We start from the raw sequence: 13,789 nt of genomic DNA, 5'->3' as shown, positions 1-13,789 counted from the left end.
TTTACCTTATCCAGCAATATCTCTGCCCCATCCGTCCCCAGCAAGCAGAAAAAGTTAAGCCGCTGTTTAGTTCCAGGAGGCGCATTAAACCAGGGTACGTAACGCTTATCCCCCTGTAATTCCTGCCTGATACCAAGGCCGTAGCCCGGAAGCAGATGTCGGTAATCATTCCCGTACCACACAAACTTGAGATTAAAAGCTTCATCCAAAGGATAAAAATACTGGTGTGGCGCAGGGAACACGGCAATACCAGCCTTATCATTTGTACCGATAATACTTCGGTATTTTACAGCAAGGTTTTTAGCGGTATCGGGCTTGCTGATACCATCTGTTTGCAGATGCTCATAAACATCGCTGTAATTGACAGCCTTAATCGGTTGAGTTTTGGCAACCAAACCAGCATCATATAAAATAGCTGTCGAATCAATTTGGGTTGATATCACAGCGGCCACGTTAAATAAGGGCTGACCGTTGTAGAGTGTGATCTCCAGGTCACCTTTAAAATTGGGCGCTTCCAACTCTGGCAAAGTAATTATTGTGCGCGTGCCTTTGCTGCTAACGTTGATTGCTTTTTTATGAAAATCTACCTTATAAGAATGGTGCGGTTTAAGCGGTACTTTATCAAAAAAGATGTTCCAGCCGTTTTGGGAGATGAGATCGCGTTTGCCTTCGGTAAGGATAAATTGCGGATCGACGTTTTTAATTACCTGCCGGTAAACCCCTCCCTTACTTAACTGCACACTGTTAAATAGCGGCCCGTCGTTTTTCAAATTCAAAACAAGCCTGCCATTGCTGTTAGCTCCCGCTGGCCAGGTTACAGTAACAGTCGACGATTTTGCCTTTACACTTACCCCGGCTGCCGGCTTAAAACTTTTATTACCAGATTCCTGCGCCTTTACATTTAAAAAAGCAAGCGACAGGAATGCGCAAAGCGCCAAACGTTTTAGTTGATAAACCATGTTGTTTTTTATTTAGTTACTACCGGCCAGCCATTTTGATATTTGATGGGACTGATACACATTATCCTCCCTTTTTCCTGATGCGCTATTTCAATGGCATGATAGGCTATGAATTTATTTCCCTTTTCATCAGTAAAAATAGAATTGTGGCCGGGAGCGGTATAAACTGCATCTTTTATTAAAATAGCACTATTGAGGGTTTTATCGCTTTCACCTAATCGTACAAACGGACCAAGCGGATTATCTGCCTTAGCTATCATCACCGCATAATTGGCTCCAACACCACAACAATTATCACCCGAATAATATAGGTAATACGTGCCGTTATCGTAATCAAGCCATGAACCTTCAACCAAATTGCTGTAGCTTTTATCCTTACCGGGATAGACAACTGCCGTAGCTGTTGAACCATCGGCAAAATCCGACCAGTCGTCCTTCATTTCCCTTACCCGCAATGGCTGAAAATCTGATCCCCAATAAAGGAAGTGCCTGCCAGTTTTTGGATCTGTAAAAGCTTTGGGATCGATACATTGAAAATCTGGGCCTTTCATAAACGGCGTACCCCTATCAGTAAAAGGGCCAAGCGGGTTATCAGCATAAGCTATTCCCATCCATTTGCCTGTTAACTCGTTTGGATCGGCAGAAAAGAACATTACAAACTTTTTGAGTTTGGCATCGAAGAATACGTCAGGGGCCCAAAAGTTTTGGGTATTAGATGCCCACAGCGGCTTTTGCGGCAGGGCATCGCCCACATGAACCCAGTGCTCATGATCGGTTGACCAAGCCACCTGGATATTGATCATACGGCCATCGCCGCCAGGTGATTGCGTTGCATAGGCGTAATACTTACCATTATACCTGATCACAGTAGGATCGGGAAAATCCCTGTCAAGTACAACATGAATAAGGCCGCTGTAAGGCGCCGCTTGCTTTACCGGTTCGGCTTGCTGCGCATGGCCGCTGCAGGCGGCTATAGTGCCAAACAGGCCCACCATCAGGTAATTAAAAAGCTTCTTCATAGGTGTAACTGGTTTAAGGATAGTATTAGCGAGGAACAAGACTTACGAAGTTTTAAAAACTTCGTAAGTCTGTAATAAATCTGCTTCTCAAATATGAAAAGCAGATTTGTGTGATAGGTTAACGCGGGAGGCGAACAGGAGCAGGTGCGCCTCTATTTACAACATTGGTTTCAGCATTCGGAAATCATCTGCACATCCGCACATTTAATTCCGCATATGCCGGATCTTATCTTCCGGTCAATTTCTTGATCAGGTTTGTTTCTTCCGGGATGTAGGCAGTACCATCTTTACGGAAAATATCGTGGAACCACAGTTTAGGTTCGTTGCCATCAGGCATCGGGGTATCCCAGGCGTAAATGGTATTGGTTTTACCGCTTACAAAACCCCAGTTTATAGCACCCACATTTTCTTTTTTAAGCATTGGCAATACTGTGCCAAACAGACTGTTGCGCGGGCGGGCCATATACTCGGTACAAATCAACGGACGACCGTTCATTTTAAGGAACTGCACAGTTTTCAGATGTTCAGCTTCCGGCGAATAATCATGATAGGTGACCACATCCGAGTTAGCTATCTGGAACTTGTTCAGATCTTCCAGATCCCAACGCCATACCCCTGCACTAACCGGCTGACTTGGATTTACCTGCCTTGCCCATTTGAAAACACTTTTTAACAGCGGTAAGGTTTTGTTGCCTTTGTCAGAGTTACCCGGTTCGTTGTACAGGTCCCAAAGCAAAATGCGTTTGTCGTTAGCGAAACGCTTTAATACATCCTTTACATATTTTTCAAGCACTGGAGAATTAGCAGCATTATCAGATACCGGCTGCCCCGGGTCCTGCATCCAACCCGAGTTATGGATACCCGGTTTTGGCTCAGGTTGCTTACCTGCTTTAGGCACTTTGTTCCAGCAATCGTCAAAAAACACAAACATGGTTTTAACGCCGTGTTTACTTGAAATGGCCAGGTATTCGTCCATGCGTTTTTTGAAACCTTCAGGATCCTGCTCCCAGGCCAAATGGTGCAGAAATACGCGCATTACATTCATGCCAATGCCCTGCGCATAGCCTAATTCTCTGTCAATTGTTTTTGGATCGAAAGTATCAGCCTGCCACATCTCTAACTGGTTGATGGCTGTACTTGGGATAAAATCGGCCCCTACCAGCCATTGCTGTTGTGCGTACCAAGTTTTTGCTTTTTGCTCAGACCATACCTGCGCCGGTGCTTTCTGCTGCGCCATCACCCTCATCCCCAATGGCATTGCCAAAGCCAGGGCTAATACTTTTAATTTTGTTTGCATTTATCTGTGTTTAATAGTTTAATTCAATTTTTGTTTGCAAGTTCAAGCGTCCACACTTGAACTATAGTTAGGGTATGCGTCGACGCTTACCTGCCAATCACCCGCCGCCACTCGGCTGGAGCCGAGCGGCGGCGAAGATTTGTTTATTTATTTTTTACTAACCTCCCCTTTATCATCCACACCTCCGTCTTATCCCCAAATGTATTTGTTGATGTAATTGCAATCACGGTATCATCATTCAACACACATAACGAGTTCCAAAGCCCCTGTTTGTTAAGCGGGATGTTGAACGGTGTAGGTACACCAACAAAACCCTTAGCATCACTGTTACCTAACGCTACCTGCATACAAGATTGTTCCCAGTTGTGATTGCGGTTAAGTGTACTTTGGTATGATAATACCGTTTCGCCGCCGTGCAGTTGTCGTAAATAAGGAGCTCCTGCATAAACCGTATCGGGCAATTTAGGTGTAAGCGCATATGTGCGTTCAGCATCATCAGACCCAACTGTTTTTTGCCAGTTTTGTCCGATGCCGTTACGAATAATTGATGGCTTAAAACTCGCACCCGCATTATCTTCTATCGAAAACACAATTTCTTTTTTCCCTTTCAGGATGATTGGTACCGGCATGCCATCCCGGTGACCGGGCCTGAAGGATACTATTTCGGGTTGCTTTGTCCAGCTTAAACCATTATCCTTCGACCGGAATATGGAAATATTCTGCTCGTTTGATTTGGTGTAAATTCCCTCATTTGAAAAGAACAGCTGGATCTCGCCCGAAGGCAGTTGGATCTGTGACGGCTCCCAGCAGCCATCGTCAAAGTTGTATTGCGCTTCGTAGATCAGGCGTTCATCTTTCCATGTTTTGCCCTTATCGTAACTTTTTTTGGTGCGGATGGCAAAGTGTTTGGTCGTATCCCAACTACCGTTTACCTTATACGGCCGCGGATTGTATGACAGCAAAAGGGAATGATCCTTAAGTTCTAATACCTCTGGCACGGCCATCTCCATTCCCTTAAATGAGGCCGCAACAATCTCCGGGTTCATCCATGTTTTACCGGCATCAGTGCTTTTGATGCACATTATACCTGCCTTGCTTTGATAAACGCAAATCAGGTTACCGTCCTTTAACTGGATCATGCGGGCGTAATTACCATCCGTTTCGCTTACCTTTTTTAAAGTAACCTGATCCCAAACAACGGTTTTATTATTAACGGCATTGTGTTGCCCCAGAACCATCACCGGGGCAAACACACCCATTAACCAAATGAATATCTGCCGCATAACCAATTTATATTCTCTTTATTTCTGTTGATATTTATTTGTCGTCTGCAAGCCAGAAGCCAAATGGCTTATCCCTGTCACAAACCAGCGTTTCACCGTTAAATTCCAGTTCGGCGGCATGAATGGATGTGCGTTTGGTTGTATAACTGTAAGCACCATCCGCATCAAGCCCGCCATCTTCAAAATGCTTTTTACGGCCGGGATGCGTGAAGTAAATAATGTAGGCATGGCCTTCACTCACCACCACATCGGCATGTGCCCCCGTCGGCGTATCCTCCGGCCGGTGACCGGGTTTATCCAATACCAGGCCCTGATGTTCCCAGGTTTTGGCATCTTTTGAACGGTAAACGCGCTGGCCCTGCCACTCGTCGGTGATCATCCAGTAATAGTCTTTAAACCAAAATATTTTAGGTCCTTCATGTGCACGGCCTTCAATAGCAGGTTTATCGGCTACTTTCCAGTTCACCAGATCATTGCTTTCGGCAGTCATGGTGATGCTGCCCAGCTTTTGATCCTTGTACCACATGTGCCATTTGCCGTCGGGCAGTTTCATGAGTGTTGGGTCGATGATGTTATGATCGGGCAGGTTCAGCGGGCCTTCATATTTCCAGTCCCACAGGTTCTTACTGGTATAATGTACCAGGTGCGAATCGCCACCCCACTGGCTGTACACCCCTGGGATATATACCACAAACATGTGGTAAACACCTTTATCAAAAACCACATCGGGGGCCCAAAAAGTGTTTTGCCCGCGTTCATGCTCCAGGTTTAACGCACCGCGGTATACCCAGGTATGCCCGTGATCTTTTGAAGTAGCAACACCTATGGCAGTGCCATAACAAAACGCAACTCCCGGCGATTGAACATTGGCCCGGCGCTGGGTATACAACATAGTCCACTCTTTTTCGGCTTTGTTATAAACCAATACCGGGTCGGCGGCGCCATCGTAAATAGGATCACGATAAAGCGGCGATGGCGGCTGGTTCTTAACCGCAGCATCCTGTGCTACGGCAGTAAAACCAGCCATCATCATTAAACCGCATAATATTCCTTTTATCATGGATGTATTTCTCATTATTCAGTAACCGGGAAAGCCGAGATCCTTAACCTTGCACCGCCCATAGGAACCAGTGTAAGTTCCTTCGCTGGTTCCTCTGTTTTTACCGGGCTTTGCGGCAATACGCCACATAAACCGGTTTCATCAATTTTCCAGCCCGGGATCTGTTTACCTTTAGCTTTCAGCTCAATAGGCGCATTTGTATTGGTGAACGGATTATTATCCTTTGGCCAGGCACGATGAATAACTGTTATTGATTTTTCAGGATGCTGCTCATCTATCTGCAAACCATAGTTCCATGGCGATGCTGCGTAGATGTTATAAGATGGCCATTTGTTTGGATCAGCACCCGGCTGCCAGTGCGAATCGCCCTGGGCATCTTTCAGGTTATCTCCTTTCGTGTATTGCTCTTCAATTTTTAATGAATAAGTAAGCGGGCCGTAGCTAACGCTCACGCTGTTCTTGTTTTTAGCCCATTCCTGCACTTTTAATTGCATCGGCAATTGAAGCGTTACCTTATCTCCATTTTTCCAGCTTTTAGCCAAACGGATGTAATCGCCTGTTGAAGTATTCACATCTACAGCTATTCCATTAATTTTTACAGATGCGCCTTTGCACCATTCAGGGATGCGCAGGTAAAGCGGGAAATCAACTGCTTTTGGCGTAATAACCGTAAAGTTGATCTGATCCTGGAATGGATAGTGGCTTGTTTCGGCAATACTTACCGCGGTACCGTTGCCAACTTTGGCGTTAACTTTACCCTCGGTATAAAGCAAGGCGGCTATACCGTTATCTGGGGTAGCCATCCAGCTGTTTTCGGCATAATATACCCAGCCTGCGGCGTGGTTATGCTGGCAGCAACGGCTGCCGAAAGGGTTCATCATTAAAAACGGACCTTCATTAGCTATACCAGGGTGGTGGTTTTTTCCATCGCTCACCACCATGTTAGGTGCAGTTAAATAGCGCAAAGCACGATAATCGGGCATAAAGGCAGCCGGGAAGGTGTTGAAAGCAACATCTTCACAGTTCTCAGCCCAGAAACGGTCGCCGGTGTTGCCCAGCAACATTTGGTCGGAAGTCATTTGTTCTACCAAACCGCAGGTTTCTACTGCCTGACGCGGATCATCATAACCCTTACGGGCGTTTTCATCGGCACCAAACATGCCACCCGGAACCTGGCCGTAGATATCTCGGATCAGTTTAAAATTGTTGTAAGTAGCGTCCAGGTCTTTTTTATCATGGCTTTGCAGATAATATGTTGCCGGTTCGCGGAAACACTGGGCTACGTTAACATTATGCCAGTTGGGCAGGTTATTGGCCTGACGCCAGTCGGCAGTGTTTTTATCCAACTTGGTAGCCAGGTCAAGCAAAAACTTATCACCGGTACGGTTATACAACCAGTAAACGCTCAACATGTTATCACCGCCACGGCTGTTTTCCCAATAATCCTTCAAAAACTTACTATCAGGTACCGATAGCTCGTATTTGAAATATTTGGTCATGAAAGGGATCACCCTTGGATCTTTAGTGTACTCGTAATATGATTGCAGGCACCACAGCATCGGCATGTTAGTCCACAGGTCACGATTGCCATTGTGCTCAACCGCCGGACCAAAATCGCCGTTGTCGCGCTGATTATTCAATACCGCATCAATCCAGAATTTGGTTTCGGCAATCATCTTTTTATCCTTCAGCGTATAGGCTATATCTGCATAACCCTTTAGCCAGTAAGGTAGCTCTTCCCAGCCATACTCGCCTTTACCCTCTTTGTTGAGCCAGGCATTATTTGTTTTTGAAAGCCATACGCTGATCTCGCCAAGGTTACCAGTTAAACCTTCGCGTTGCAGCTCCATCATTTTTTTTAACCAGCCGCCGGCTTCAATACTACCGGTAGGTAGTTTGGCAAAATATTGCCTTTGCAAAGGGGCGCGGTTATTTACATAAAAAGCATTTGCGCCTTTATTATCAACTGTTGTAACCGTGGTTGCTTTTACGCTCTGGGCGTTCACAGTTGCAAAGCCTGCACATATCATCGCTACGGAAAGACAAACCTCCCTGCGTATTAGTTTTATACTGTTTTTGATAGTCATACGTAAAGATATTATTTCACCAATGCAGGATCGTACAGTTTGCTATTGGCTTTTTGTAACAATTCAACAGGCATTTTGATCACTTTGCGGTCATAGGTCATGAAACCGTTCACTTCGCCTTCCACATCTGTTGTTTGGGTGTATACCGCTGCCGAAAGACCAACTTTGATCAGTTCTTCCAACCTATCGGTAAAGGTTGAATATCTCTTAAACAGATCATCGCCGTTTTTAAAATTTTGGTACCCCCAATTTTTGTTAGCTTGCCAGGTATGGCCATCAACAGGCCAGCCCAAGCCTCCAAATTCGCCCAAAACCACAGCTTTTGTTTTGCCGAAGATCTCGGGACGTGGCATAGCAGGGTGCGGATAGTTATGCAGATCGACAATGTTACCGGTATCATAAAAATTACCACCACTGGCACTGTTCACCAAACGCGATGGGTCTTTTTTCATTGTCCACTCAGTGATCTCCACAGTTTTAAACTGTCCCCAAGCTTCGTTGAACGGGGTCCATACAACGATACAAGGATAGTTATATAACGAGTTGATAATAGCATTCCACTCTTTGCGGTAATAACCTTCTGATTCAGGGCTGCGTTGCTGATCAGTAGCGCGGTCAAGCACGCCCGGACGGTTTTCCCAATGATTGCCTAAATCGCCGCTTGGCATATCCTGCCAAAGCAGCATACCTGTTTTATCGCAATAAGCATAATAGCGTGCAGGTTCAACTTTAATGTGCTTACGGATCATGTTAAAGCCCATTGCCTTTAGCTTGTCAATATCAAAACTCATCGCCTCATAAGTTGGCGGGGTGTATAAACCATCAGGCCACCAGCCCTGATCAAGCGGGCCATATTGAAATACAAATTTGTTGTTCAGCAACATACGCTGGATGCCGTTAGCATCAGCCCCAAGCGAAATTTTACGCATAGCAAAGTAGCAGCCTATCTCGTCAACTGCTTTATTGTTGCGGATAACTTCAACTTTCAGGTCATATAAAAACGGATCGGTAGTTGACCATAAGTGCTGGTCTTTGATATCAAGCACGGCAGTCTCGCCGGCGTCAATCGTTTTTTCAGATACGAGGGTTTTGCCGCTCCAGACGCTGATCTTCAGCTTATCGCCCGGCTGGCTATTGTTAACTTCGGCCGAAACCGAGAGTGTGTGATCATCAATGTTGGGGGTTTGTTTGGTGGCTTCAATGTGCGTTTTAGCTACACCTTCCAGCCAAACAGTTTGCCAGATCCCGGTAACCGGAGTGTACCAGATACCTTCGGGCTTTTTTACTTGTTTACCACGCGGCTGCGGCCCATCATCTGTCGGGTCCCACACGCTCACGGTAATTTCTTGTTTTGAACCGCCTTTTAAATAAGGGGTAATGTTAAATGTAAAAGGATCGAAGCCACCTTCATGGATGCCTGCGCTTTTGCCATTTACAAATACTTCGGTACGCCAGTCAACCGCGCCAAAATGCAGCAGTACATCTTTACCTTTTAATGTTTTATTTAAACTGATGGTGGTTTTGTACCACAGCATGCTATCCTTACCAACAGTTTTACCAACGCCCGATAATGCCGACTCAACTGCGAAAGGCACCAGGATCTTTCCTTCATATTTGGCAGGCCCGGTGGTTGCTTTGGGTACTATAGCATAGTTCCATAAACCATTCAAATTTTGCCAGTTGCCACGTACCATTTGCGGACGGGGGTATTCGGGTAGAGGTGCCTTAGGGTCAACCTTTTCGGCCCATGGGGTAGTGATCCTGTCTTTTATCAAATGCCATTCGCCTTGCTGTGCATTGGCAGATAGATAAGTGGAAATAAAAAGAGACAGGCAAAGCGATAGTTTCTTCATCAGTTAAATGAGTGGATTATATATAACAATTAAAATTATTCGGGGGATAAAAAGGGCCCTGCTTTACAGCAGGGCCCGCTTAATTACTTAGTAAGTTAATTTAACTAAAGGCGAGAAGATCATATCCTCCACACCCGAAACTTTAACACCTATGCGCGCAAACACATAGTTTTGCGTAGGCGAAATGCCCGGTACGTTAACGCTCATGCTGATGTTGGTTAAGCTTGTTATAGCAGAACCAGCCAGTTCAGTTGAAGCTATTTGATCGCCACCGGATACAAACTGGGTTTTGTTGATATACAAGTCTACCCTGTCGATACCTTTAGCATTGGCCGCATCGGTAACCACTTTTTCCAGATCAAATACAGCAGTTACTTTGCTGGCAGCAGCTGTTATTTTGGCATTACGTACCATGTAAAATGGTGTTACTTCAACATCCATGGTTTGGTTGCCGCTAATGGTAACAGCCACCGTATCGCGCTTACCGGGACCAACCTCTTTCCACATAAAAGGGCCCTGGTTTGGCGGGATAGTGAATTTATAGTTGCCGTTAAATAACAATGCCGAGTACGTGCCATCCTGCTGGAAAGTACCAACTATAGGGGCCGATTTACCAAAACCAGGCTGATAAAGATTGAACGGCACCTGGTTGTATTCAACATTTACAGCCTCGCCCTTGTATGTAAGGCGTCCTGTAAGCTTTGATCCCGGAGGGGCATAGTTATCTTTTTTACAGCCAGTAGCCGCAAGCAAGATGCCCAGTATGATATGATGAAATTTTATTTTCATGATGGTTAATTTAAATAATACTTATTGATTTGGTTGCCTAACAATTTTAGGGTTTGCTCCTAATATATCATCACTTATTTGTGAATAATAGTTCCCCAACTGGAACCTGTTTGCACCGGTAACAGGGCTTGGCAGCACTTCCTTAAATATCCACTTGCCATTATTAGCATTTCCCGGATTGTAGTATTTGTACGGCCATAATCCCCATGGCTGTGTATTACGTTTTGTTGCCTTACCAATATTGCTAACCAAATCGGTAACAGACATCTGGTTGCCGTCCCAAACAACGTTGGCCAGTCTCCAGCGTTTCATATCATACAGTGTGTGGCCTTCAAAAACAAGCTCAACACGGCGCTCGTGTACAATACGGTCAAAAGTAATATCAGCAGCTACCAATGGTGTGGTTAGGCCTGCACGTGCGCGTACCTGGTTCATGTAACCTGCTGCAACCGCGGTCTGGCCCAGCTCAAACGAAGCTTCGGCAGCGTTCAATAAAACCTCGGCGTAACGGTAACGGATAAAGTTAACATCACTACCACGGCCACGGCGACCAGAACCTACAGTAGGATCAAGATATTTACGAATGTAGAAACCTGTTTGGGTCCTGAATTCGGCGCCGTTAACCGGGCCGTCTTTACCAACAACCTGCACAGGTGTAGTTGTACCTGGCAGTGGTTTCAATTGGGTAGCATCACCGCTTGTTAAAATGCTGCCATCTGCAAGTTGGTAACCTGCAAAAACATCAGTACGTTTTCCTTTAAATAAACCGCTTGGCAACAATACTGTACCTGCAAGCCTTGCGTCCCTATCGGCAAAAATATCAAGCTCGTTGGCATAGTATATCGGGTTACCTGAACCATCCTTAGTTGCCATTGGCGCGTAAGTATTGTTGGTTTTTTCAAAAGATTCAACCAAATTCAGCGACGGGTTTAAACGGCCTGCATCCAAACCTTCATCAGAGATCGAGAACGGCTGATCATTTGTGGTAAAGCCGTGGGTTTTACCGCCATTGGCTTTAAAGTCTTCCACAAAAATTGATTCAGAGCTGCTTTTATCCAGGAAAAGGTTAGCATAGTTATCGCTCAGATCAGGCAATTGTTTATATAACGAATAGTTACCTGCACTGCCGCTAATGATGGCCTGCGCTGCTGCTAAAGCTTTGGTATAGTAACCTGTAGCCATGCTTGCAGGGATACCAACCTCGTTGCCCGGTAATGTTACCTGTGGTGTATTAACGCCATACTTTGCAATTGAACATGCATATAGCGCGGCCCTTGCTTCCATAGCCAGGATAGCACCCGGGGTTGCCCGTGTTTTTTCTTCGGCTTTGGCTGGTAATAAACCTTTAATGGCTTCTGCTTCGCTGATGATAAAATCATAAACCTCTGATTCTTTGGCGCGGGGAACCTGTAGTTTCGCCACGTTGCCCGAAAAATCATAATCAAGCGGTGTAGTGATCAATGGCACACCCCCCATCCTTTTAACCAGCTCAAAATAGTAGTTGGCACGTAAAAACCTGCCTTCGGCAATAAACTGGTTTTTATCAGCATCGGTAAGTTTGGTTGCCGCGGTTGCACGCTGTATGAACAGGTTCAGGTCGCGCACATAGTTATAATCCCATAGCCCCCATTCGCCGTAGCCCCAGCCTGTACGCTGTACAAAATAGTAGCTTCCGTTCTCTGACGGAAAAGCCTCGCTGAAATCAGCAAAAGAAGCCCATCCGTTATCCAGGCCCGAAAAATCAACCTGGCGGTTATATAAATCACCTAAAATTGACAGCACCAGTGACGGGTCAGAAAATGCCACATCAGAAGTTATCACCTGCTTAGGCGGCACATCTAAAAAGGAGCTGTCTTTTCGGCACGATCCTGTTACAACAAGAAGTGCCAGCATTGAAATTATTGATATCTTTTTCATTGAATTTTAAACTTAAGGGATTAATTAAAAAGTTAAATTAACACCGAAGTTGAGCACCTTACTTTGCGGAAATTGAAGACCGTTATCGTCTGTAGTTTCCGGATCAACTGAGTATTGTTTCAGGTTATCAAATGAAAACATGTTATACGCGTTTACATAAAATCTTGCTCTCTTGATCTTTACTTTCTTCAGCATATCGGTTGGTAATGAATAGCCCAACTCCAAAGTCCTTACCCTCAAATACCTTACGCTATGCAGCCAGAAAGTTGAGTTGTTTTGACCATTAAGTGAATAATCGCTGTGACCAAAACCTGGGTTTACCCTGTTGGCAGGATATTTACCCGGAACCCATGGGCTGTTTACATCAAACGGATCCTGGCGGTGCCACCTGTCTTCAAAAATGGAGTTAAGGTTACCATTGTTCTGGAATGCCCATCTTGTTTCGTAGTTCTGGAACCAGGTATAACCTGCACCGCCTGAAAAATCAGCGTGGAAATCAAAACCTTTATAAGCAGCACCAAAGGTGAAACCAAAATTGATGTTAGGCTGTGTGCCATAACCGTAGCCGATCGGGCGCTCATCATACTGGTCAATTTTGCCGTCACCGTTCTGGTCTTTGTACATCAGGTCACCTGGTAGCAGGGTACGGTTACCTTTGCCATCATTATTGATTGTATAGTTGTTGATCTGCTCCTGTGAAGTGAACTGACCGATAACCTGGTAACCCCAGTCGATATGTGCATACCGGTTGGTGATCGAGTTGCGGTATTGATCCCATGAGTTAAAAAACAACGGGTTGTATTGCTGCAGGTTTTTTTGACGCGAGTAAGAGAAGTTACCACCAACATTAAAATTAACCTTGCCAATAGTACCATTGTAGGCCAGCGAGATCTCGGCACCCTGCTGTGAATCACTGCTGGTGTTTTCCTGAGGTAATGAGTAACCTACTTCAATAGGCAATATCACGTCGTTTTTGGTACCTAATAAACCGGTACGTTTACGATAAAAATAATCTACAGTACCTGATAATTTGCTGTTGAACAAGCTGAAATCGGCACCAACGTCGGTGATCTTGCTCTTAAGCCATGATATGTTTGATACTACGATACCTTTATCTCTTGATGTTACCAATGCGTTACCATCAATAATTGCGGTACCCGCGTTGTAATTATAGCCCGGTAAATAAGCATAAGGCGTTACAATCGGGTTATTAGTGTTATTAGGGTCGCGGTCATCACCCAGTACACCATATGAAGCCCTGAATTTCAAATCGCTCAGGACGCTGTTGTTACCCAACAATTTCTTCATGAAGCCCTCTTGGGTGATACGCCATCCCACCGAAACGCCAGGGAAATAACCTACACGTTTATCAGGAGCAAACAGGTATGATGCATCACGCCTTGCCGAAGCTTCTAAATAATATTTGTTATCGTAGTTGTAATTTACACGACCGATGTAACCGATACGCGCTTCTTTATTATCGCTATCCTGGTACTGATCTGCAGTTGGGAAATAGATCAGTGGC

Annotated in this window: 8 protein-coding genes and 2 pseudogenes; all 10 read right to left on the bottom strand. The window is 45.2% G+C overall.

The genetic code is table 11. From position 1 onward, the window contains the following. A pseudogene (locus VF500_RS13035) lies at positions 1-959 on the bottom strand (hypothetical protein); the annotation flags it as partial. Positions 960-967: 8 nt separating this feature from the next. Next, positions 968-1,978 (bottom strand): glycoside hydrolase family 43 protein, encoded by a 1,011-nt coding sequence (locus tag VF500_RS13030; protein WP_330860086.1) that lies wholly within the window; start codon positions 1,976-1,978, stop codon positions 968-970. 226 nt (positions 1,979-2,204) lie between these two features. Beyond that, on the bottom strand, positions 2,205-3,275 hold the full coding sequence (locus VF500_RS13025) for a cellulase family glycosylhydrolase (RefSeq protein ID WP_330860085.1): 1,071 nt from the start codon (positions 3,273-3,275) through the stop codon (positions 2,205-2,207). A gap of 143 nt (positions 3,276-3,418) precedes the next feature. After that, the gene (locus VF500_RS13020; protein WP_330860084.1) at positions 3,419-4,558 is read right to left on the bottom strand and encodes a sialidase family protein; all 1,140 of its coding nucleotides are present in this window, start codon (positions 4,556-4,558) and stop codon (positions 3,419-3,421) included. Between the two features lie 34 nt (positions 4,559-4,592). Beyond that, the gene (locus tag VF500_RS13015) at positions 4,593-5,633 is read right to left on the bottom strand and encodes a family 43 glycosylhydrolase (RefSeq protein ID WP_330860083.1); all 1,041 of its coding nucleotides are present in this window, start codon (positions 5,631-5,633) and stop codon (positions 4,593-4,595) included. Beyond that, entirely contained in the window at positions 5,633-7,705 is a 2,073-nt protein-coding gene (locus VF500_RS13010) for a beta-L-arabinofuranosidase domain-containing protein (protein ID WP_330860082.1), read from the bottom strand. Before VF500_RS13010 ends, VF500_RS13015 begins: the two co-directional genes overlap by 1 nt. Positions 7,706-7,716: 11 nt before the next feature. Further along, on the bottom strand, positions 7,717-9,558 hold the full coding sequence (locus VF500_RS13005) for a glycoside hydrolase family 2 protein (RefSeq protein WP_330860081.1): 1,842 nt from the start codon (positions 9,556-9,558) through the stop codon (positions 7,717-7,719). An 87-nt stretch (positions 9,559-9,645) separates the two neighbouring features. Then, a complete protein-coding gene (locus VF500_RS13000) occupies positions 9,646-10,347 on the bottom strand; it encodes a DUF3823 domain-containing protein (protein WP_330860080.1) in 702 nt (233 codons plus the stop codon). A gap of 21 nt (positions 10,348-10,368) precedes the next feature. Further along, a complete protein-coding gene (locus VF500_RS12995) occupies positions 10,369-12,264 on the bottom strand; it encodes a RagB/SusD family nutrient uptake outer membrane protein (RefSeq protein WP_330860079.1) in 1,896 nt (631 codons plus the stop codon). 24 nt (positions 12,265-12,288) lie between these two features. After that, positions 12,289-13,789: pseudogene (locus tag VF500_RS12990) on the bottom strand (SusC/RagA family TonB-linked outer membrane protein); the annotation flags it as partial.

Origin of the sequence: Mucilaginibacter sp. (assembly GCF_036383575.1) — a bacterium.
In the GTDB taxonomy this organism is placed as follows: Bacteria; Bacteroidota; Bacteroidia; order Sphingobacteriales; family Sphingobacteriaceae; genus Mucilaginibacter.
Note: the sequence above shows the minus strand (reverse complement) of the source record. Positions and strands in the feature narration are given on the sequence as shown.